23 protein-coding genes and 2 pseudogenes are annotated in these 21,244 nt (G+C 67.7%); 13 read left to right on the top strand and 12 right to left on the bottom strand.

What is annotated here, in order from left to right:
* Window positions 1–13 precede the first annotated feature (13 nt).
* Window positions 14–844 carry a pyridoxamine 5'-phosphate oxidase family protein gene (locus BLW82_RS00470; RefSeq protein WP_256215561.1) on the bottom strand — a complete coding sequence of 277 codons (831 nt, stop codon included), beginning with the start codon at window positions 842–844 and terminating at the stop codon, window positions 14–16.
* Between the two features lie 267 nt (window positions 845–1,111).
* Here BLW82_RS00470 and BLW82_RS00475 point away from each other — a divergent pair, with 267 nt between their 5' ends.
* The 3 genes from BLW82_RS00475 to BLW82_RS00485 all read left to right on the top strand — a co-directional run bounded on the left by BLW82_RS00475 (window position 1,112) and on the right by BLW82_RS00485 (window position 6,454).
* Window positions 1,112–1,756 (top strand): CGNR zinc finger domain-containing protein, encoded by a 645-nt coding sequence (locus tag BLW82_RS00475; protein WP_093496937.1) that lies wholly within the window; start codon window positions 1,112–1,114, stop codon window positions 1,754–1,756.
* A gap of 194 nt (window positions 1,757–1,950) precedes the next feature.
* The gene (locus tag BLW82_RS00480) at window positions 1,951–2,682 is read left to right on the top strand and encodes an MgtC/SapB family protein (RefSeq protein ID WP_093496938.1); all 732 of its coding nucleotides are present in this window, start codon (window positions 1,951–1,953) and stop codon (window positions 2,680–2,682) included.
* A gap of 1,135 nt (window positions 2,683–3,817) precedes the next feature.
* On the top strand, window positions 3,818–6,454 hold the full coding sequence (locus BLW82_RS00485) for a carboxypeptidase regulatory-like domain-containing protein (protein ID WP_256215562.1): 2,637 nt from the start codon (window positions 3,818–3,820) through the stop codon (window positions 6,452–6,454).
* A gap of 74 nt (window positions 6,455–6,528) precedes the next feature.
* Here BLW82_RS00485 and BLW82_RS00490 read toward each other — a convergent pair whose 3' ends face one another.
* The 6 genes and pseudogenes from BLW82_RS00490 to BLW82_RS46010 form a co-directional block, all read right to left on the bottom strand.
* On the bottom strand, window positions 6,529–6,771 hold the full coding sequence (locus tag BLW82_RS00490; protein ID WP_218162333.1) for a hypothetical protein: 243 nt from the start codon (window positions 6,769–6,771) through the stop codon (window positions 6,529–6,531).
* Window positions 6,768–7,136 (bottom strand): hypothetical protein, encoded by a 369-nt coding sequence (locus tag BLW82_RS43775; protein ID WP_143063619.1) that lies wholly within the window; start codon window positions 7,134–7,136, stop codon window positions 6,768–6,770. Before BLW82_RS43775 ends, BLW82_RS00490 begins: the two co-directional genes overlap by 4 nt.
* A gap of 48 nt (window positions 7,137–7,184) precedes the next feature.
* Window positions 7,185–7,757 (bottom strand): hypothetical protein, encoded by a 573-nt coding sequence (locus tag BLW82_RS00495; protein ID WP_256215563.1) that lies wholly within the window; start codon window positions 7,755–7,757, stop codon window positions 7,185–7,187.
* Window positions 7,757–7,945 (bottom strand): hypothetical protein, encoded by a 189-nt coding sequence (locus BLW82_RS00500; RefSeq protein WP_256215564.1) that lies wholly within the window; start codon window positions 7,943–7,945, stop codon window positions 7,757–7,759. Before BLW82_RS00500 ends, BLW82_RS00495 begins: the two co-directional genes overlap by 1 nt.
* Window positions 7,946–7,948: 3 nt before the next feature.
* Complete coding sequence (locus BLW82_RS00505; protein ID WP_256216165.1) at window positions 7,949–8,704, bottom strand: Gfo/Idh/MocA family protein; 756 nt, start codon at window positions 8,702–8,704, stop codon at window positions 7,949–7,951.
* A pseudogene (locus tag BLW82_RS46010) lies at window positions 8,696–8,875 on the bottom strand (Gfo/Idh/MocA family oxidoreductase); the annotation flags it as partial. The gene BLW82_RS00505 and the pseudogene BLW82_RS46010, both read right to left, overlap by 9 nt.
* 138 nt (window positions 8,876–9,013) lie before the next feature.
* On the opposite strand from BLW82_RS46010, the gene BLW82_RS43780 reads away from it, so the two are divergent.
* Window positions 9,014–9,538 carry a hypothetical protein gene (locus tag BLW82_RS43780; RefSeq protein WP_143063620.1) on the top strand — a complete coding sequence of 175 codons (525 nt, stop codon included), beginning with the start codon at window positions 9,014–9,016 and terminating at the stop codon, window positions 9,536–9,538.
* On the opposite strand, the gene BLW82_RS00515 is transcribed toward BLW82_RS43780, so the two are convergent.
* Together BLW82_RS00515 and BLW82_RS44955 are read right to left on the bottom strand one after the other, a co-directional pair.
* A protein-coding gene (locus BLW82_RS00515) for an IS5 family transposase (protein ID WP_371131269.1) occupies window positions 9,535–10,286 on the bottom strand; the annotation gives its coding sequence in 2 pieces (ribosomal slippage) (window positions 9,535–9,998 and window positions 9,998–10,286; 753 coding nt in all). The two genes, BLW82_RS43780 and BLW82_RS00515, sit on opposite strands and share 4 nt — an antisense overlap.
* A 212-nt stretch (window positions 10,287–10,498) precedes the next feature.
* Window positions 10,499–10,680: pseudogene (locus BLW82_RS44955) on the bottom strand (IS5/IS1182 family transposase); the annotation flags it as partial.
* Window positions 10,681–10,759: 79 nt separating this feature from the next.
* Between BLW82_RS44955 and BLW82_RS44820 the strand changes: the two are divergent.
* From BLW82_RS44820 to BLW82_RS00535, 3 genes are all read left to right on the top strand, one after another.
* On the top strand, window positions 10,760–10,888 hold the full coding sequence (locus tag BLW82_RS44820; protein WP_218162334.1) for a transposase: 129 nt from the start codon (window positions 10,760–10,762) through the stop codon (window positions 10,886–10,888).
* 267 nt (window positions 10,889–11,155) lie between these two features.
* Complete coding sequence (locus tag BLW82_RS00530) at window positions 11,156–12,022, top strand: alpha/beta fold hydrolase (protein WP_218162335.1); 867 nt, start codon at window positions 11,156–11,158, stop codon at window positions 12,020–12,022.
* Window positions 12,023–12,044: 22 nt separating this feature from the next.
* Window positions 12,045–13,817 carry an MOSC and FAD-binding oxidoreductase domain-containing protein gene (locus BLW82_RS00535; RefSeq protein WP_177232785.1) on the top strand — a complete coding sequence of 591 codons (1,773 nt, stop codon included), beginning with the start codon at window positions 12,045–12,047 and terminating at the stop codon, window positions 13,815–13,817.
* 206 nt (window positions 13,818–14,023) lie between these two features.
* Here BLW82_RS00535 and BLW82_RS00540 read toward each other — a convergent pair whose 3' ends face one another.
* Together BLW82_RS00540 and BLW82_RS00545 are read right to left on the bottom strand one after the other, a co-directional pair.
* Complete coding sequence (locus BLW82_RS00540; protein ID WP_218162336.1) at window positions 14,024–14,371, bottom strand: DUF1622 domain-containing protein; 348 nt, start codon at window positions 14,369–14,371, stop codon at window positions 14,024–14,026.
* 224 nt (window positions 14,372–14,595) lie between these two features.
* A complete protein-coding gene (locus BLW82_RS00545) occupies window positions 14,596–15,423 on the bottom strand; it encodes a cysteine hydrolase family protein (protein WP_256216166.1) in 828 nt (275 codons plus the stop codon).
* A gap of 678 nt (window positions 15,424–16,101) precedes the next feature.
* Here BLW82_RS00545 and BLW82_RS00550 point away from each other — a divergent pair.
* From BLW82_RS00550 to BLW82_RS43785, 4 genes are all read left to right on the top strand, one after another.
* Entirely contained in the window at window positions 16,102–16,500 is a 399-nt protein-coding gene (locus BLW82_RS00550; protein ID WP_093496945.1) for a nuclear transport factor 2 family protein, read from the top strand.
* Window positions 16,501–16,634: 134 nt separating this feature from the next.
* Window positions 16,635–16,874 carry a hypothetical protein gene (locus BLW82_RS00555; protein WP_177232786.1) on the top strand — a complete coding sequence of 80 codons (240 nt, stop codon included), beginning with the start codon at window positions 16,635–16,637 and terminating at the stop codon, window positions 16,872–16,874.
* Window positions 16,875–16,937: 63 nt separating this feature from the next.
* A complete protein-coding gene (locus BLW82_RS00560) occupies window positions 16,938–17,348 on the top strand; it encodes a nuclear transport factor 2 family protein (protein ID WP_093496946.1) in 411 nt (136 codons plus the stop codon).
* 263 nt (window positions 17,349–17,611) lie between these two features.
* A complete protein-coding gene (locus BLW82_RS43785) occupies window positions 17,612–17,977 on the top strand; it encodes a hypothetical protein (protein WP_143063621.1) in 366 nt (121 codons plus the stop codon).
* Between the two features lie 526 nt (window positions 17,978–18,503).
* Here the strand turns inward: BLW82_RS43785 and BLW82_RS00565 are convergent.
* On the bottom strand, window positions 18,504–19,124 hold the full coding sequence (locus BLW82_RS00565; RefSeq protein ID WP_093496947.1) for a TetR/AcrR family transcriptional regulator: 621 nt from the start codon (window positions 19,122–19,124) through the stop codon (window positions 18,504–18,506).
* Between the two features lie 72 nt (window positions 19,125–19,196).
* On the opposite strand from BLW82_RS00565, the gene BLW82_RS00570 reads away from it, so the two are divergent.
* Both BLW82_RS00570 and BLW82_RS00575 read left to right on the top strand, forming a co-directional pair.
* Window positions 19,197–19,850: a hemerythrin domain-containing protein gene (locus BLW82_RS00570; RefSeq protein ID WP_256215565.1), complete on the top strand. Its 654-nt coding sequence runs from the start codon at window positions 19,197–19,199 to the stop codon at window positions 19,848–19,850.
* A complete protein-coding gene (locus BLW82_RS00575; protein WP_093496948.1) occupies window positions 19,847–20,815 on the top strand; it encodes a hypothetical protein in 969 nt (322 codons plus the stop codon). Before BLW82_RS00570 ends, BLW82_RS00575 begins: the two co-directional genes overlap by 4 nt.
* Window positions 20,816–21,244: the final 429 nt, after the last annotated feature.

Raw genomic sequence — 21,244 nt, forward strand, 5'->3', positions numbered from 1 at the left:
CGAGCATGCGGAACTAGTCGGTCAGCGGAGGGTTGCCGGGAGCCGCGGCGACGGCATCCGCTCTCAGGGGCAGTTCGAGGTCGGCCACCAGGCGCTGGGGGTAGAAGCGCACTCGTCGGCCGGTGCCGTCGTCGTCGCCGGTGACGCCCGGGCGCGTCCATTCCAGCTCGGCGTGTCCGGACAGGTGGAGGCTGCGTCCGGTGGCGAAGTCCAAGAAGACGAGCGTCGCGGTGGGGTCCGTGCTGAGGTTGCCGAGGGTGTTGAACATGTTGTTGCCCGAGTAGTCGGGCCACCACAGCTGCCCGTTCTCAGCCCGGACGAATCCCGGCGACCCGCCGCGGTGCGAGGCGTCGTTGCCCCGGGTGGGATGGGTGGTGCCGATCAGAAAGGTGTCGGACCGTCGGACCAAGGCGATGTCGTCGTGCGTCAAAGCGCTTCCTCGCCGTGCCGGCCCCGCGCTGACAGCCGAATCGGGCGCGGTGTGCAGGTGCCGGCCCTGGATGTACTGAGGGCAGTTTCCGTACAGCTGCTCCACACCGACGTACAGGCCGCTCGCGTCGGCGCGGATGAGAGTGCCGTTGATGCGCAGTCGCCGACGCGTGGTGAACTCGACGACGATCAGCCCGACCGGCTGATGCTCGGGAAGACGCCGCAGCGGTGCACCCTCCGTGGGCAGCGCCTGCACATGCAGGACATCCGGTGAGACGGCGCGCAGGAATCCGGGAGGACCGACGAGCGGGGTGATCCACAGTCGGCCGTCAACGTCACGGCCGGTGATCGCCGCGAAGGTGCGATCCGCCAAGAACTGCGAGACCCCGCTGCGCAGCTGCGCGGGAGCCAGCATGCCTCTGAGCCGGGCAGCCTCTCCGGCTACCCCCGCACGGCGCTGTACGGACAGCTCGCCTTCGTGAAAACCCTCATGCACGTCGCGCATCGAGTCGATCATCAGTCTTCCTTCCCCATGCGCCGGAACGGCCGCCACCCCTTTCCCGTCGCACGATCTAACGCTTGCAAGCCAAGTGAAGCGTTAGGTACATCTTGGCGCGGCCCGACGCCCGTGTCAAACGGTTGGAGCCATATGTAACCGTTAGAAGTGCTGTAGCCTGGGCAGATGGACACCAAGGCACCCCTCATGGGCGAGCCGCTCCCCGTGGAGCTGATGAACACCATCTGGGCCGATCGCCACGGCCGGTACGACGCGCTGCGTGACCCGGGGGGCGTCGAAGCATGGCTGTCCTCCGTCTGCTCCCGAACAGACCTGATGACGGCGGACGACATCGACGGACTCACCGCACCGGACCTCCACCGGCTGGGCGACCGGTTGATCAGCCTGCGTGATGCCCTCCGCCGACTGGCCGCGGAGGTCACCCAGGAGCCACGGCCGGAAGCCTCGTCCGAGATCCTTGAACTGTCCACGGCCGTTCACGTGCTCAACGAGGCTGCCGGCGAGACACCTCACTGGCCGGTGTTGCGCTGGGCCCCGGGTGCCGAGCCCGCACGCCACGGGCACACCGGCGGAAAGGCGGCATGGGCAGCCCTGTCCGCCATCGCCCAAGAGGGGGTCATTTTCTTCAGCCAGAACTCCCGTCACCAGCTCCGCGCCTGCCTGGCACCGGGCTGCGTCCTGTACTTCCTGAAGAATCACCCCCGCCGGGAATGGTGCTCCACGAGCTGCGGCAACCGGGCCCGCTCCGCACGGCACTACCAACGACACCATCGGAGCACGGGCCTGACCGTTGCGCCGCGCACCGAGTAGAGCCGCGACCTCGATCGTGCAGCACGTCCGGAGCGTGCGCCTGTCTGCTCCGTGGTGTGCGCGGTTGCTCCCCGCCCTGCAGCCTTGCACGCCGGGACACGCCTCCCGTTACCGTACGTGTCGGCATATGGCCCGATTGAGTCACCGGCGGGGCTTGGCGAGTGAACAGGCGTGGTGGCGGGTGGGAGGCAGGCATGGGCGAACTCGCGGTTCCCTTGTGGGACCTGGGCAACGGGCAGGGTGTGCGGCAGCTGGCAGAGCTCGGCCTCGCCCTGCTGCTGTCGAGTCTGATCGGATGGGAGAGAGCAGCTCAGCAGAAGAGCGCGGGCCTGCGCACGCACACCCTGGTCGGGATAGCGAGTGCTCTGATGATGGAGGTCTCCCAGCACGGTTTCTCCAATGTGCTGGGCCTGGACAACGTCTCCTTCGACCCCTCGAGGGTGGCGTCCCAGATCGTCTCCGGGATCGGCTTCATAGGCGGCGGCATCATATTCGTGCGGCGCGACGCCGTCCGCGGGCTGACCACCGCCGCCACGGTGTGGCTCACCTGTGCCGTCGGCATGGCCTGCGGCGGCGGCCTGCCGGTACTGGCCCTGGCCGTCACCGTCCTGCACTTCCTCGTCGTCCGCGGCTATCCCCTGCTCCTCGGCAGGGTGAAAGCCGGACCGGCACCGTCCGCGGTCGAACTGCACATGACGTACCGCACCGGGACCGCCCTGCTGCCCCGGCTGATGCAGACCTGCACCCGGCGCGGATTCCGCATTCTCCAGGTCAAGGTCGAGCGGCTGCCGGGGGGCGCGGATCCCGCCGCCCATGTCCTGCTCGAACTCGACGGAAGCACCGACACCCACGGCCTGACCACAGAGCTCTTCCAGGACGACGGCGTGATCGATGTCGTCCTGCGCCCGAGCGTCGAGCCGGAGTGACCCCGGCCGCCCGCGCGCCCTCCGTCCGTCGGAGCGTGTTGTCGGTGGCGACCACACGTGCAACTCCAGGCTGAGGCCACCCGGCGCAGGACCGGGTCACGTTGCGCTCCGGCGGCCGCTCGTCATCGAAGTGGTACCGCCGGGTCGATGAGGCCCGCGTCGCGGAAGCCCGACCAGAGTGCGGGTGGGCCAAGGTGATGTTGTCCGTGATCTCGGTGGGGGATGCCGCTCCGACCAGGATCGTGGCCACGGCGGGGTGGGTGAGGGGGAAGTGGAGTGCCGCGGCCCGTAGCGGCACCTGGTGGCGGCCGCAGATTTCCTTGAGCCGCAGGGCCCGTTGAGCACGTCCTCGGGAACGGGGCGGTAGTTGTAGGGGGGATCGGACAACCCTTGATGAGCGGGCCCCGCGCAAAGGGCACGGGAGCCTGGTCGTGATCCACACGCCCGTCTGCCGACGCTATGTCCACCGCTGCTGACCGAACGAGGGCGATGTCCGCCCTGTCCGATATCGCGCGTACGGGCTCATCAGCAGCCGGTCCGACCACCCCTGCGGCCACGACGGGCCGCTCCGGGCCGGGCGCCTGGGTTGCCGGCGTCGCCGACCGGTGGCGTGCGGCAGTGGAAAAGGCCCGGCCGGAAAGCATCGGCAGGCGCGCGCTCACGGTCCCGCTGAATTATGTCGCACTTTCCCGGCAGAGCCGGAGCTAATTCCGAAGGGAAAGTCAGAATTCCGTGGCACCAGATGCGTGCTGCTCATTCTGCGACCGACCGGCCCGTCGGGGCAATGACGGAACCAGGAGCATTTGTGCGACTGCGCAAATGAGAAGCCCTGGTTAGGCCACCACCGCCCAAAGAGTGCGTATGGCCCTGATCCGCGCAAACCGGGTTGCCGATGGGGCAGTTGCTCTGTCCAGGCGTTCCGCGCCCCATCCGGTCCGCGCACAGGAGTACGGCGACCCACAGCAATTGTGCAGTTGCTGTCTATTTTTCGGCTTCCAGTGACGCGGAAATGAACTCGTAACAAGTCATGCATTGACAGCCGGACCGCGCGCGGCAGCTAATTAAGCGCTGCGCATCGGCGTATGCATATTCCTGCCACCGGTCTCCTATGGGGGCCAAATATGACAGGTGGAACATGAAGAGATCCATGCGCGTGGAGAGCGGATTTCGCCCGCTTCACGCCCTGCGGCGTGGCGCCGCGGTTGTGGGCGTCGCGGCTGTGGCCCTGGTGGGCTTCCAGCCCGCGGCCAGTGCCACAACTGGCCCGGAGCCGGGCGCGACGGCCTCCTCCACACGGCTGAACACGACCGCCTCCGATGCCGACACCGTCGGCACCGATCTCACGCCCCTCTGCGATTCCCCCGCCAAGGGGCACGCAGCTTGCTACGCCCTGCGCGCGCCAGGCACGACGGGTCGTCTGAGTGCGGCGCAGACTCCGGCCGGCCTCGGCCCGCAGGACATCCGCGGCGCCTACGACCTGCCTGCCGACGGCGGAGAAGGGCAGACGATCGCGATCGTCGATGCGTACGACAACCCGAACGCCGAGGCCGACCTCGCCGTCTACCGCAGCCAGTACGGGCTTCCGCCGTGCACCGCGGCGAACGGCTGCTTCGAGAAGGTGGACCAGCGCGGCGGCAGCGACTACCCCACGACGAGCGACTCATGGGCCGGCGAGATCGCCCTCGACCTGGACATGGTCTCCGCCACCGCTCCGCGGGCCCACATCATCCTGGTGGAGACCGACAACGACGGCCTCGACAGCCTCGCGGCCGGGGTCGACAGAGCGGTCGCCCTCGGCGCCAAGTACGTCTCCAACTCCTACGGCCGAAGCGGTGACTCCGACACCGACCAGGCGACCTACGGCGCCTCCTACGACCATCCCGGTGTCGCCGTGGTGGCGGCGAGCGGAGATGACGGATACGGGGTCGCCTTCCCGGCGACCCTGTCCACGGTGACCTCGGTCGGCGGCACGGACCTGGTTGCCGACCCCACCAGTCCGCGCGGATGGTCCGAGACCGTCTGGAACCGTGGCACCTACGCGCCGGGCTCCGGGTGCGCCACACACCAGCCGAAGCCCGCCTTCCAGAAGGACACCGGCTGCGCCGGCCGCAGTGTCGCCGATGTCTCGGCCGTCGCCGACAACGTTGCCGTCTACTCCACATTCGGCTCGACCGGAGCGGGCTGGCAGCGCTACGGCGGCACGAGTGTCGCGACGCCCGTGATCGCGGCCGTGTACGCCCTGGCGGGCAGCCCGCGTCCCGGCACGTACCCGAACTCCTACCCCTATGCGACCGGCGGCACGGGCCTGACCGACATCACCGGCGGCTCGAACGGTACCTGCGACACCGCGTATCTGTGCACCGCGGGCGCCGGTTACGACGGTCCCACCGGCCTCGGCACACCGTCCGGGCTGGCGGCGTTCCGCAGCGGCCCGAGCGGCACCGTGTCCGGCGTGGTCAAGGACGCGAAGACCGGTAGGCCCGTCGCGGGAGCCACGGTGGGCACCGGCCTCGACGTCGCCACGACCCTCCAGGACGGCACCTACACCCTGAACCTCCCCGCCGGCCGGGTCGACGGCCTGACCGTGACGGCGTTCGGCTACCGGACCACCGCACCGATGGCCCTCGACATCGCCGACGGCCAGGCGGTGACCCAGGACTTCGCGATGGCGCCGCTGCCGCGCGTCCACGTCCGCGGCACGGTCAAGGACGGCTCGGGACACGGCTGGCCGCTCTACGCCCGCATCTCGGTCGACGGGTCGCCCGAGGCCCCGGCCTGGACCGACCCGGTGACCGGCGCGTACGACATCACCCTGCCGGAGAACGCCGGTTACAAGCTGGACGTCAGCTCCGCGCTGCCCGGCTACGAACCCGTCACTCGAGCCGTGACGGTCGCCGCCAGGTCGGTGACCGCGAACATCGCCGTGACCGCCGACCCGGACGCGGCCACCGCCATCGGCTACACCCCCCGTCGCGCGGACGCCACCGAGACCTTCGACTCCACCACCTCGGCCCCCGCCGGATGGACCGTGACGAACGCCGCCGGCACCGGCAACGGGTGGCAGTTCGACGACCCCATCCAGCGTGGCAACGCCACCGGGGGGACCGGTTCCTTCGCCGTGGTGGAGAGCGACCAGGGGCCGTTCGGTCCGCACCAGGACAGCCAACTGACCTCGTCGGCCTACGATCTGTCGGACGCGCAGTCCGCGGAGCTGACCTTCAAGACGGCCTATACGGCCAACCTCACCCAGCAGCACATGACCGTGGACGCCAGCGCGGACGGCGGAAAGACCTGGGAGAACGTCTGGGGCGGACCGAAGGTGGGCGGCACGGACGATCACCTGACGGTCGCCGTTCCGCTGCGCCAGTACGCCGGGCAACGGTCCGTGCGCCTGCGCTTCCACTTCGTGGCCGACTGGGGATACTACTGGGCCCTGGACGACGTGACCCTCCAGACCCGTCGCCTCGAACCGGTCTCGGGCGGCCTCGCCGTGGGCACTGTCAGAGACACGGCCACCGGCGCGGGCGTGGTCGGCGCCACCGTCGTCGACACCCGCTCCCCGGACAACGCCGCGGTCACCGCCGCCACTCCAGATGACCCGGCCGTGGGCGACGGTCTGTACACGCTGTTCCTGCCCCACTCCGGCCGCCACACCCTGCGGGTCACGGCGTCCGGTTACACGACGCTCACCCGCACCGCGGTGGCGCGCGACGACCAGGTCACCCGGGAGGACTTCCGGATCGCAGGACACGGCGGGAATCCCTCACCGTAGTGCCGTCGGGAGCGGTGCCGTGTCCCCTGGTCTGGGGCACGGCACCGCTTCCCGTGGGCGCGGGGAGTCGGCGGTCATCCGGGTACAGGCAGGCCGGCGGCCTGATGGGGCACCCACCCCATGGGAACGTCGACCAGGCCTCGCTGGTCTGATCGGTGATCACTCTCGGCGCTGACCGCTTTGAGGACGAGGGGCAGGATCTCCTCGGACAGGTCGCGGTCGAAGTGGGTGTGGCCGGTCAGGGACACGAAGATCCGCTCGACCCTTTCGAGAACCCGCAGTACCTGCCCCTCCCCCACGTTGTCGACCATGGTCATCGACCGGCGCGGGCTGCGGCTTGGCGCGGACAGGCGCATCCGGAGGGCTCCGCCACCGCCTGGGCCCGGCGGACGGTGCGGTCGGCGATGTGCGCAGGCCAGCCGGTCACCGCCTCGACGGCACCACGCCAGCCCCCGTCAAAGGGATCACTGCGGCCAGGCCGGACATCCGCCTCCTGTTCCATGCCCTCGGCGTGGGCGGCCTCAACGGCGCCGGCCCCGGTGACCGCGATGAGGCGCTGGGTCTCTGCCGGTGCGGCGCCCGCGGCTTCGAGCAGGCCGGCGACGCGGTGCTGGGCCTGCGCAGCCGCTTCCTGATGCACGGTGATCGGTGGCGGTAGGGGGCGCCGGGTGGGGTTGCCCATGTCCGGATTCCCTTACTGCTGTGGGTGTGCGGGCCGTTCCGCACGCTGCTACCGGAGTTCGACGGCGTACGAGGCGCCGGGGAACTCCCATCCGTCGGTGCCTTCGCCGATGTCCTCGACGATGCCGTCGTCGATGAAGTGGTCCTCGAACTCGTCGTCGGTGAGTTCGCCGGTGAGCCAGAGTCCCTCGATCTCGTCCCAGTGGCCTCGGCCGCCGTCGATACGCAGGGGCGCGGCGTCCACGGTGCCGCGCGTACGCTCGTCGTCGCCGGTTTTGACGACGCCGCTGATCTCGTACTGGCCCCGCTTGATGTGGTCGGGGATCGGGTCGGCGGGGACGATCGCCGTGTTCTCGTACGCGGTGTGGATGAGGTCGCGGTAACTGCGGCGGACGTTGTACTCCGCGTCGGACAGCCGGCTGATGAGGGTCTTGGTCGTTACGTGGAGCCGGCGTGCTGCAGGGCCTGCTGCCCGCGGTAGGTCGCGGTGAGCTGGCTGAGCTGGGCGTGCCAGTGCTTGGCGGTATATGACGACAGCCGGTGGCGGGGGGGTGACCTGGGAGCGCAGGAGGTCGTTGAGGGCGGCGCCCAGGGAGTCGCCGTGGCCGGTGGGGCCGGCCATCAGTCGTCACCCTCGGGGATGATCTCGCCGGCCTGGACGAACTTGGCTTTCACTTCGCCGAAGCCGGTCCCGATCCGGTAGGTCGCGGGCGCGGTGCCGTCGGGTGTCCAGAAGACGGCCGCATCGACGTTGCGCAGAGCGACGAGCGTGTGCCCTTCCTGGACGGCCTTGAACGCAACGGTCCCCACCGTCTAAGGGTGGAGGGCTTGTCGTTGCCCTGTGGCGGCGGACCGTACGATCGCGTCAAGGAGTCGGTGGCGCTTGACGGCGTGGGTGAAGTCCGGGGCGACAGCCGTTGCGTGGTTGAGGTCGTCCCGGATCGCGGCGTAGGCGTGCGCCAGCGTGTGGATCGCTGTTCCGGCCAGGCCGGGATAGTCGTCGTAGCCGCTGGGCAGCGTGACCTTCGTGGGCCGGCCGTCGCCGCGTATGGCATGCACCGTGACCGGACCGATGTGCGGGAACTCGGGGGCGGTGATCTCCAGTCTCCCCTGCGTGCCGTCGATGATCAGCGAGAATCCTGCACCCGATGCCGCTCCTCCGCGGTGGTGGACGGACAGGATCGCTCCGCCCGCCACGGTGCCCGAGATCGCGATCTGGTCCTCGGCGGTCATCGCAACGACCTGCCCGGTATGCCCGAGGGGAACCTGACGGCGGCGGGTCGCGGTCGTGGCGACCACTTCCTCAAGCTCGCCGACGACCATCGACACCAGGTCGATCGCGTGTCCGAACGCGATGGTCAGCATCGTGGCCCCGAGTGTGCGGTCGAGTGTGTAGAGCGTGTCCGCAGACACCGCGGTGCCCCATTCGGTCGAAGACGCCACGACGGTGGCGGAGAGCACTTCCCCTACGAATCCTTCGGACACGAGGTCGGCCAGCCAGCGGAAGGTGGGCGAGGAGCGTCCCTGAAGTCCGACGAAGGTGCGCGTCGTCCCGGCGGCACGCTCCATCTCCTCGGCCTCGCGCAGGTCGACGGCGAGCGGCCACTCGCAGAACACCGGCACTGCGGCCTTCAGCGCGGGCACCACGAGTTCGCGATGCCGGGGCACTTTGACGGCGGCAACAACCAGGTCGCCGTTGTCGTCGCCGGCGAGCTCCTCGACCGACGTGTAGGCGGGTACGCCATAGGCCGCTCCTGCGGCCTAAGACACCGTTTCCTTTGGCCGTAGTCACGCCAGGGTGCGGGTTCATGGTGGCAGTACGGTGGGGCCGCCCTGATCCACTATGTCTGCGAGGTTGGTCCGATCATGCACGGAGACTTGGACAGCACGTCGGCGCGGGCGCTGGCATGCTCGACTGGACTGCGGATCGGAGGGGCCCTGTACATCCTCGCTGAGCGGGCTGGACTCGCTGACCCGTACTACCTTGCCGATGCAGGTCTACGGGCCGGTCTGCGGGGCGCACCAGGTCGGACGCTCGATCAGGATGTACTGCAACATGCTCGGTCCGGCCTGGATGCTGCTCAGAGCAGCTACTCGGTGGACCGTGCCGCACCATTCACCCAGGCCGGCTTCATGCTGATGGGGCGAATCTTGCAGGCGCTTGAGCAACCTGATGAGCATTACGGTTTGCCAGAGATCCACTCCCTTGCTCGAAGCACCGCAGCCCTGTGGCCGGGTTCGATCGGCCTTGAGATTGACCCTGGCGGCAGCCTGATGTCCTACGAACGGGCCTGTCAGATCGACGCTCAGCGAGAGTTGGAGGCTGGCGGCCTTGATAGGCTTCGTCAGGTTCTGGGCGCGCAGGAGCTGGGCTATCGCCGTCTGGCCAGAGCCCTCGCCTAGGCGGCCGGCGAGCGTGCCAGCCTGCGGTGGCTGATCAAGGCAGCGGCGATGCCTACGAAGGCCAGGAAGTGCTCGGCCTTGCGCTCGTAGCGACGGTGTAGGCGGCGGCATCCGGCCAGCCAGGACACCGTGCGCTCGACCACCCAGCGGTGTCGACCGAGCCTGTGTGAGGACTCAATCCCTTTGCGGGCGATGCGGTGACGAATGCCCCGCTGTCGGAGCCATTTGCGCAGGTGGTCGTAGTCGTATCCCTTGTCGGCATGCAGTTTCGCCGGCCGTCGTCGACGTGGTCCGCGCCGGGAGCGAATCGGCGGGATGCCACACACGAGCGGCTTGAGTCCAAGGCTGTCGTGGGTGTTGGCGGCGGAGATGCCCAGCGACAGGGGCAGGCCGTTGCGGTCGGTGATCAGGTGGATTTTCGATCCGCTCTTGCCACGGTCGGTCGGATTCGGTCCAGTCAGTAGCCCCCTTTTGACGCCCTCAGGCTGACGGAGTCGATCGCGCACCGCGACCAGTCCAGGTCGCCTCGGGCACCGAGCTCGTCGAGGAGGACGCGATGCAGTCGGGCCCAGACGCGCCCCCGACTCCATTGGGCAAAGCGACGGTAGACGGTAGGCCATGCAGGGCCGAAGACCGGCGGCAGTTGCCGCCACGTACAGCCTGAATTGGCTACGAAGATGATGGCGGCCAGCGTTTCGCGGTCACCCGCCCGACGCCGTCCACCGCCCTGCGGACGCTTGATCTCCATGGGTGGCACCACTCGCCGGAACAGCACCCACAAGTCATCCGGAACCAGCCGCTCAACCAGGTCTGTCACAAATCACCCAACGACCCAGCAGCACCAAAGGAAACGGTGTCTAAGACGTCATCTCATTTGGTGAGTCTGCGATAGCAGCTGAGGGTGCAGGCGATGCTGGTGAAGGCCGGGACATGCTCGGCTTTGCGTTCCTACCGGCGATGCAGGCGGCGGCAGCCGGCGAGCCAGGACATGGTGCGTTCGACGGCCCACCGGTGGCGGCCCGGCCGTTGCGGAGGACTCGATTCCCCTTGCGGGCGATGCGGTGGGTGATCCCGCGCTGCAGTCACCATCGCCGCAGGTGGTCGTCGTCATATCCCTTGTCGGCGTGGAGCTTGCCCGGCTGACCAGGCGAAGGGCTTCGGCTGGCGCCACTTCCGGGAGCCCTGATCGTCCGCGCCCGCATCCAGCTCGGCGGTCCCATCGTGCTGGTCTGGGACAACGTCCGCCTGCACCTGACCAAGCGGCTTCGCGAGTTCATCGACGCGAACGCCGACTGGCTCACCGTCTTCCAGCTGCCCACCTCAGGCCGGCGGGGGCGTGGCACTCACTAACAGCTGACCGGGCCGCGTCCCCGGCATCACCTATTCAAGTTCAGCAACGACCAAATGACCATGTAGGACACGGTCCAAGAACGCTGCGCCCCGTCCAGGAAGACCGCCGGTGCGGAGGTGGCTCCCGTCGGCGGCCGGGTCTACTCTGAAAATTCGGCCGACGGAGCAGAGTAGTTGAATTCAGGATTCAGCATTTCTGTCTGGCGTCGCATCCAGATTTACCACCAAGTAGCTCATCGTCGCTCGGGGTGACCACCGGAGGCCATCGTGCTACCTACGCATCACCGGACCGCGACCGTCGGCGCCCAGCAGGTGTTCTATCGTGAGGCGGGCCCCGAGGAAGCCGCGACCGTTCTGCTTCTGCATGGATTTCCCAGCAGTTCGCACATGTTCCGGCACCTCATTCCCAGCCTCGCCGACCGCTATCACGTGATCGCCACCGATCATGTCGGATACGGACAGTCGTCCATGCCCCAGGCGGGTGAGTTCACCTACACATTTGATCATCTGGCCGCCATCACTGCGGGATTGCTGGAGAAACTGGAGATCAGCCGTTTCTCGGTCTATGTCCATGACTACGGCGCGCCCATCGGCTGGCGCCTCGCCCTGAATCCCGCGTTCGAGGTGACCGCCATCATCTCCCAGAGCGGCAACGCCTACATGGAGGGCTTCGTCAAACCCTTCTGGGACGATCTGTTCTCGTACGCGACATCACCCGGTCCCGACACCGAACCGGGCGCGCGGGCGAAGTTCAGCGCCGAGACCACGCGCTGGCAGTACGAGAACGGGGCCGAGGACCCGAGCCTGGTCAGCCCGGACAACTGGCTGCACGATCAGACCCTGCTGGACAGGCCGGGCAACGATCAGGTGCAGCTGGCGCTCTTCCGGGACTACCCGACGAACATCGAGGGGTACCCGCGGCTCCACGAGTACTTCCGTAGCAGCCAGGTGCCATTGCTGGCCGTCTGGGGTGAGCGCGACGAGATCTTCGGGCCGGCCGGTGCTCTCGCCTTCTCCCACGATCTGCCCGATGCCGAAGTCCATCTGCTCCCGGCCGGTCATTTCGCCCTGGAAACGCACCTGGACGCCATAAGCGGTTACATCCATGGGTTCCTCGGCCGTGTGGCCGGCTGAGGATGGACGAGGAGGGCGAACGGTGGCCACCTTGATCTCAGTCAACGTGGGGATGCCGAAGGACGTTTCCTGGCACGGCAGGACCGTGTACACCGGGGTGCACAAGCAGCCCGTGTCGGGGCCGAGGATGGTGCGGCGGCTGAACATCGACGGTGACGGTCAGGGTGACCTGGGCGGACACGGCGGGGAAATGCGGGCCGTACTGGTCTACCAACTCGATTCCTATCGCTTCTGGTCCGAGAGACTGGGCCGGGACGACCTGACGCCGGGCAGCTTCGGGGAGAACTTCACGGTCGACGGGCTCCCCGACGACGAGGTGTGCATCGGCGACCGGTACCGGGTCGGCGAAGCCCTTCTGGAGGTCTCGCAACCACGGGTGACCTGCTACCGGGTCGGCATCCGGCTTGCGGAACCGCGCATGGCGGCGCTGCTGGTGGCCCACCATCGACCCGGCTTCTACCTGCGTGTCATCGAAGAGGGCGAGGTGGAGGCCGGGCAGCAGATCGTCAAGGTCTCCACCGGCCCGGAAGCCATGACCGTCGAGGAGATCGACTCCGTCCTCTACCTCTCCGGTCACACCCCTGACCAGGTGCGCCGAGCTCTGCGCATACCCGCTCTCAGTCCCGGCTGGCAGGCCTCGATGCGCGACCTGCTCGAACAGGCCGACAAAGGCGCGACCACGTCGTCCGGCAGCGCCGGCCTCACCGCCGCGGCAGGCGTCCCGCCCCCGGCATGGCGCGGCTTCCGTCCACTGACGGTCACGGACGTCCACCCCGAGAGCGACAACGTGATATCCCTGAGGCTGGCCGCGGCCGACGGCTCCGCCCTGCCCGGCGCACTGCCGGGACAGTTCCTGACCGTGAAGATGCGCACCCCCGAGGACGGCACTTCCCTGATCCGCAGCTACTCGCTGTCGGGCGTACCCGGCACGGGTACGTACCGGATCAGTGTGAAGGTGGAACCACACGGCCTGGCGAGCACCTATTTGCGTACACACGTACGGGCGGGTGACAGCCTGGAGTTCGCCGCACCGCGCGGCACCTTCTGCCTCACCGGCGGTGACACGCCGGTCGTGCTGGTGTCCGCCGGCATCGGGGCGACTCCTGTGCTGGCCATGCTGCACTCACTGGCGAACACCTCCTCCCGCAGGCAGGTGTGGTGGCTCCATGCCGCCCGCAACGGTCGTGAGCATCCCTTCGCCCAGGAGGTGCGTGACCTGGTGGCGCTCCTGGCCGACGCACGGTCCGCCGTCTACTACAGCAGGCCCGGCCCCGCCGACGAGCGCGGCAAGGACTACGCGGAAGCGGGCCGCATCTCCGGCGAGCGGATCCTCTCTCTGGGTCTGCCCACTGATGCTGACGCCTACATCTGCGGGCCGGCGGCCTTCATGGACGGCATGACCGACGCGCTGGTCAGGGCCGGCCTGTGGCCGTCCCGCGTGCACACCGAGAACTTCAGCGGCGGCCCCTCCCTCACTCCGGGGATCAAGGGCACGCCCGTGGCGAGGGCACCGCACCAGCCGGAAGGCGCCCCGGGCACCGGTCCCTCCGTCTCCTTCGCCCGCAGCGGACTGACCGTCCCGTGGAACGACGACCAGAACTCCCTGCTGGAACTCGCGGAAGCATGCGACGTCCCGGTCCAGTGGTCGTGCCGCACCGGCGTCTGCCACACCTGTGAGCTCGCCATGATGTCCGGGACCGTGGACTACTCCCCGGACCCGGTCGAGCCGCCGGGCGAGGGCAACATCCTCATCTGCTGCAGCAGACCCGCGCAGGACGTCGTCCTGGATCTCTGACAACTGCTGCAGCGCGGTCGGCCCTTCCCAGCGGAAGGATGAACGCACGGTTCCCGGGACAGCAGCGGTGGACCCGGATCGGTCGGAGTGGGAAGTGATCGTGCTCGGCGGTGCCGCGGCGGGCGAGAACGCCGCACAGTACGCGACCCAGTTCACACGGTCTGTCCTCGGTGCTCGTGGAGGACCGCCTGGTCGGCGGCGAGTGCTCATACTGGGCGTGCATGCCCAGCCGGGCCCCGCTCTGGCCAGTCGAGGTGGTCGACGCCGCTGCCCATCTGCCCGGCGTCCCGGAGGAACGTACGGATTCCCACGATCACGGCCAACATTGCGGCGCTTGCGTACGTCGGCGCGACGGCGACTGTACGGATGATGTCGCCGGCTACGAGGAACTCCAGTCCTAGCAAGATCGACCGCCCGGCGCGACGACGATGGTCGTGGTACACATCCGCGCGTCGGCGACTGATCCGAATAGCCGCGATGGCGGTCACCAAGAGCGTTCCAGGGACTATGACGGCTACGCCCGCGGCGTCAACGGCTCGACCGGCGAGCTCCATGATATTTCGAATTTCCACAACATCCCCTAACCGTGCCGGCCTAAACCCGCTGGTCGGTAAGTTCGCAACCATGGTTGGCACCGACACTTCGTTCCGGGAGCCGACCACGTAGGGACGTTGCGTGTTTCTACAGCGCTTTTCGCGCAGTTGGTTGCTGAATAGGGGTGCCGGTTGAGGCGTGCCTATCGGAGGGGACATGAGGGCTGCTTTACCGCTGCGGCCCCTCAGTGCATCAGGTCGACTACTTCGTCTGTCGACAGCACAGCATGGGCGAAGAATCGGTAGTTGACGATCGCCGCCTGATAGCCGTCGCCCCAGACCGGGTGCCGGGGGCCAGCTGTTGCATCCCGGACCATGGCGACTTCAAATCCCTCCTCGATGAGGTGGCGCATATGGGACTCTACACACATGTTCGCCAGCATCCCGCCAAGGATAATTCCTTGAATTTTTCGCTTGCGTAGTTGCAGTACCAAGTCGTTGGTTTCCGGCCCGAATACTTTGTGTGGGCTGGCGACCACCGTTCTCCCGTCCTCGATGTAGGGTTTGAAGCGGTCCAGCCAGTCTGCCCCGGAGTTCCGGAATCCCGTCAGATCGAGCTGTCCCGCGCGTGCGAAGGTATGTGTCTCCAGTTCGTTCGCCTCCAGCGGGCCGTTCATTCGCCAACCGTTGTCGGTCGGGTAGAAATAATGGGGCGAGATAAAGACCTCATATCCGGCCCCCTTCGCCGCCTCGAAAATTCTCGCCATATTCTCGACGGTCCTGTTTTCTGTGACGCTCGCCCCCACAGCTTCCCAGTTCGCTCCGTCCTCGCTCAGCACGTCGTTTTGTGGATCGATGAACACAACCGCCGTGTAGGTCTTATCGAATTCCACTTTCTGCTCCTCATGCGATAACAGGCCACTGGTCTGATGGGCATTCGGTGCAGCGGATGCCCTTCCGGAGCGCATGCCGGTCCGGTGGCTGGTGATTTCTTCTATGCACGCCTTGAAGCGCCTGTCCCGAAGAGGCGCGGCGCTGCTTCGATCCTCGGCCTTCTGTCCACTTTGCCCCATCACGGGACCTTCTGCAGCGGTTCGTCGCTTTGGTCGAAGCAGCCATCCCGACGCGTGAACGGCCGCAGGGAAGGGGGAGATGAGATCTAATGCTCCAGCCAGACTGCTGGGCTGAGCTCTTTTCCTTTGGTAGTGGCGGTAGCGGTGGGCTTCGGCTTGGTGGCGTCTGCGCCGGGGGACCATTTTGGGGCGCGGAGAGGTCCGTCATGGCGTGAGGAGCGCCTGGCCTCTGCCACGGTCATCGGAGCGAGGACTGATCCGTCTCTGCCGCACCCCTGCGTTACGGGGTGCCCGGGCGGAAAGCGCGGCCAGGATGGCGCGAACGAGCTCTCCGTCTTCGCAGAGCCGCTGCCAGGCTTCGCCCGGTGCTTCACCGATGCCCGCTGGTCGCTCCGCCGGATTGCGCTCAAGGACATATGTGTTGCAACTCGGGCGCGGCGATCATGTAGCCGACGCCGAGTTGCTCAAGCGGGCGGCCGATGGCGCGTCACCAGCGCTCGAGCGGCTTCTTGACCGATCGGTCCAAATCTGTTCTACTCGATAGCGATGCTGCGGGGCCCTGGGCGTCGTACCCAGGGGGTTGTCCGCCCGCCGTGCAGAGGCGGTCGACGTCACGACTGGCGCTCCGCGCCGCCTGCGCTTCCTTCAAAAACCCCCGCCATGAGAGGTGCCCTGACCATGACCACACGTGAGGTCGTCGAGAAGTTCCTCGGGCTGCTTGCTGCCGGAGACCCTGACGCCGTCGCTGAGCTCTTCGCAGACGAGATCGACTGGTACGTGCCCGGGTCCCCGCAACTGCCCTGGACCGGCCGCCGCACGACGTCCGCCGAGGTCGCCGACTATCTCCGAGTACTGGGCGAGAACATCGTCCCGGAGAAGAACGTCGACCATGTCGAGGCGCTCGTCGTCGATGGTGACCGCGCCGTCCTCCTCGGAGAGTTCTCACGGGTGGCAAGGAGTACCGGCCGCTCCTACCAGATGCCGGTCGCCCTGCACTTCCAGGTCACCGATGGCGAGATCACCAAGCTGTACCTTTACGAAGACACCCTGAAGGTTGCTCAGGCATACGCAGAGTGACGGTCTCACCTTCGCGTCACCTCCACCGAGGCCGAGAAGGGGCCGTTGTGCCCCAGCCGCCGGTGGCAGGCGGCTGACTCAGCGCCCGTCCGCCGCGCCGAGGCCCCGAGCGCACACCTCTCCAGGGAACCGCGATGCCTCCTGCGATCGACGTACGCCGTGCCTCTTCCCGCAGCCTCGCCCGTACTCGCCGGCCTACGGTCCTGGAACTGCTTCTCGTCGCCAAGGACGCGCTCTCATTGGAAGGCTCCGGCGCGCTGACCGAAGGAGATGCGGCGCGCATCACGGCTGCCGAGGGCCAGCGCAGCACCGCAGGCGCTGAAGGTGCGGAGGTACTCATGTGGGAGATGGACGCGACGGTGGTTCTCCGGTGAGCCCTCAGTCTCCTTTCAGTCACAGTCCTGTGTAGCTACATCCAGAGGAAATGAGCAATTCACGTGAATGCCCGCAGCCTACTCCTTGCCTACACCGCCAATATCTCGGACCCCGATTTCATTGCGTCCCTCTTCGCCGAGGACGGCGCCATTGAACTGCCATATCTCGAATCCATCGGCCTCCCAACCCGAACAGTCGGTCCGGAAGCAATCCGCGAGTTCATCACCGGACTGCTGCAAGTCATCCCTGACCTCGGTTTCGATACGGTGGACATCATGATCGAGACAGAGGATCAGGTCTTCGGTGAGTGGACGGTGGAGAGAACCACGGCCGCCGGCCGCCTCTTCAGCCAGACATACGCCGGACGCCTGGTGGCGGAGAACGGGAAGATCAAGCTCCTCCGCGAGTCCTTGGATCTGGTCCGAGCCGCACGCGCGATGCTGCCCAACGGGGTGGCGGACATCCCTGCATGACGCAGCCTCGCCGTCGCGGCAAGCCGCGCCGGCGACCCGGGTGCCCAGCTTCGCTCCGGGAAGCACCATGCCCTCGAACCCTCCAGCGCCTGCCCTCTCTCTTCGTCGAGGAGGCGTCTCCGAGCGGACTCACCACCGATCCAGTGATGGGCCGGCCTGAGCCGTGGCGCTCGCCGCCGCAGTCGCCATCACTCGTGCGGTGCCCGAGCACCCGTATATCGCGCCACGGAAAGTGCTGCACGAGCGACATCCCGGGAGGAGAAATGAACGACAGTAGCGATCCCAAGAAAACGCGAGAAGAGGTGGCCACCCACTACCTTCGGTTAATGGGCGCCGCCGATCCCGCAGTTCTGGATCTACTCAGCGGTGATGCTCGGATGTTCCTCCCGAAGTCCGGATTGGCCGCCGGTAAGGATCAGACTGGAGCATTTGCGCAGGGGCTGGGTAGGGGGATTTCGAAGATCGAGCGCGACATCCCCGGTTTCACAGTGCCGCCGTCCCGAAATCATGTGGTAATTGAGGGGGCGGTGAAGGGGACGACAGCATCGGGGGTGGATTTCCCTGACCGTGTCTCCTCCTTCGGACTCTTCCGAGTGGCTCGGGGCGAATCGGTGCGCAACAGCATGTAGTCGGCACAAAGATCGCTCGACGGCCCGTTGGTCGCTGCCGCAGGCCGTTGTGCAGTCGGGCGTGAGTCGCCCTGCCAGCGACCGCCTCGCCGGAGCCTGTCGGGCGTGGTCGAGAGCCTCAGCAGCGGATGACGCCCGACGGCCTTCTTCCCGGTCGCGCAGCGCGCTCGTACACGGGAGTTGGTGTTCCTGCAAGCCCGCGCGACAGCGGACCGAATTGCGTGTGCTGCCTGCCGCGACAGCGGAGCGGATTGTGTGTGCTGTCTGCAGGGTGGCGTCGCCCCGGAAACGCGGACGCAGTCTCGCTGACAGGGCGGTCAACGGACGCGCCGCGCCGTGCCGATCGAATGGTGGCGGGCAGGCCGGTGTGGTCGGTTTCTGAGTCGAACACACGCGTTCAGCGCGGAGGCCGTGGGAAAGAGTCCGCTGCGTCCGACATCGGGCGACTCATGCCCGCGTGGTGGCCTGGATCGCGCCTGCCGTACCCAGGCTGCCGTGGACACCCGTGCGCCGAACGCCCGTCCCTTCACGTCCTCAGCAACGCGCGGCAGGCGGCGCGGGCGATCCAGGTCTGGGTCTGGTCGAAAGACCACTTGCGTTCACCGACCAGCGTCATCCATGCGTGCGGGCCGAGGTGGAAGAACAGCATGTCGATGGCGTCGGAGCGCGTGACCTCGTCGCAGAGGGCGTCGAGGTCGACCAGACGATCGACCACCTGGGTCAGGGCTTGGATGTAGTCGTCGGCGCCTCTGTCCAGGACCGCCTTGACGGCGGGCTCGCCGGGCGGGTTGCGGTAGAAGAGCCCGTACACGAGGTCCCAGTGCCGTTCATGCGTGATGCGGGTGCCCTTGGCTGTCAGTGCGATCACGGTGCGGGGGTCGTCGCACGCCGCCACCGCGGCCAGGGTGTCGGCGACTGCCGGATCGGTGAGAGCCGGCTCCAGCAGGGCGGCAAGGATGGTCGGCTTGTTCCCGACGCTGGAGTACACGGTCGGCACGGCGACCTTGGCCGCCTCGGCGATCTCGCCGATGGTGACGCCCACGTACCCGCGGTTCAGGAAGAGGTCGTGAGCGCTGGCAAGGATGGCTTCCCGAGTGGCGGCCGCCGCGTCGGCACGCCGGGGTGAGGTGTATTTCCGAACGGTCACGGAGACAGTCTACATCCTTACGATAAGTCAATATTTTGACTATAGGGCTATCTAATGAATAGAGTGCCCCGCGTGACGATAGATATGAATGACTCCGCAGCCGTTCTCGAAACCCGCCTGGCCCACGATGTGCACCGGGCGGCCACCACCCTGCTGGCTGAGGCGGCCGACCGTCCCGCGGTCCCGCTCCGAGCGCTCGCTCAGCTGCGCGACTTCCTGGTCGTGAACCTGCGCCACCACCACGAGACCGAGGACCACGACTTGTGGCCGCAGATTCTCGCCGCGGCCCCGGACGCCGCCCAGGGGCTCGGCGCGCTCACCGACGAGCACCATGAACTGGACGAGGCGCTTGACCGCCTCGCCGCCGTCGCCGTCGCCGTCGCCGACGGTCCCGGGACGGACGAGGTGATCCGGGCCGAGTTGCACACCGCGGCCGCCACCGTGCGGGACGTCGTGCACAAACACCTGGATCACGAGGAGCCGATCCTCTTCCCAGCCCTGCGCGCCTACATCAGCCCTGAGGCCTGGACGGACTTCGCCCAGCGAGTCATCGCCAGCACGCCTCCTGTGGCCGGCCACCTGATGATCGGATTCCTTGACGAGGTCGGCACCCCTGCAGAGGTCCAGCTGGTCCTCAAGGGCCTGCCCGAGCCGGTGCACCCGTTGCTCCCCGCCATGCGCAGCCAGGCCGCCGAGGACCTTCGTGTCCTTCGGCACGGGTCATGACGCCCGCGCCGCTCAGATGGCCGGACGCGGCGGATGCCGCCATCAGGGGCGACCTCACAGTTGCCGCCGCGTACGTCACACCGGCCGGCGGCGCCGTCGTCACCAGCGTCTCGCCCGTCGGCCTGGGTGACCGGGAGGCAGGCACCGTAGGCTTCACCACCTCGCTCGGATTCCCCAAGAAACTCGAGCGCATCATGCGCGACCCACACGTGGCACTCGCCTACCACACACGGGAGCACGGCTTCGCCGCCGACAACGCATACGTGCTCGCCCAAGGCAGGGCCTCGGTCGAACTGAGCCCCTCCCCCCAGCGGTTGGCAGAGCTGATGCGGGCCTCCGAGCCGTTTCTGGGCGCGACCAAACGCGGACCCGTGTGGGACTGGCTGCTGCGTGAGTACCACCAGGAGCGTGTCTTCGTCGACGTCGCGCTCGAGCGGGTCACCGTCTGGGCGGACCTGGCCGCCCGCGAAGCCCACAATGTCACCGGGGCCGCCTGGCCGCCGATGCCGGACGCGCAAGAGCCTCCGAGGAACGGAACGGGGCCCCGCGTGGACGTGGCTGCCCTGGCACGACAGATCGACAAGCTCCCCCACCGGCTGTTGGCCTATCGGGGCAAGGACGCCTTTCCGGTCATCGTTCCGGTGCACATCACCAGACATGACGCGACGGGCCTGCACCTCGACGCCCCCGACGGCCTGCTGCCACCCGGCGGACGCAGAGCAGGTTTCCTCGCCCACACCTTCGAGCCGCAGTGTGTCGGGCTGGGCATGCGCACGCTGACCGGCTGGCTGAACGTCACCGACGACGGCACCGCTGTTTACGCACCCCATACGTCCAAGGGTCTGGCGGCTCCTCCGTACCGCACTCTCCTGACGGTCTCCAACGGCCTGCTGGCCAAGTACGGGGTGTGGCGTGCGCGGCGGGACGGCACAGCGGAGCGTCTACAGGCTCTCGCAGACCGCTGATCTGTCCCGCGGCGGTGCGCTCGGGGCCGAAGTTCGTGGACATCGTGCTCGATCGCGAGCGCGCGCGTCTTCGCCCACCGCACTACCTCGGCGATGGGGCTGGTGGCAGGCAGGTTGCCATCCAGGAGCCGGTCTGCGCGCCGGCTTCCTCGTGCCGTTCGACCAACAGCGTCCTCGGTGGCATCTTGCCGTCCCACCGGCTGCGTCCGTCGGCTGGATCCCGCGCGGTGCGGCGGGATCGCATGCCCGAAGGCCCCACCTGGAGCACGGCGGACGCACCTGGCGGCCCTTGCCGAGGACCCGTCGTTGCCCGCCGGCCTCGTGGAGCGGCTCGCCGTCGGCTCCGACGCTGGTCGCGGGGCCCGCGTTCCCCCACCTGCGCTGGTTTTGCCGTCTGCGGATCCGCCGGGAGATACGCGACGACATCCA

Origin of the sequence: Streptomyces sp. Ag109_O5-10, from assembly GCF_900105755.1 — a bacterium.
In the GTDB taxonomy this organism is placed as follows: Bacteria; Actinomycetota; Actinomycetes; order Streptomycetales; family Streptomycetaceae; genus Streptomyces.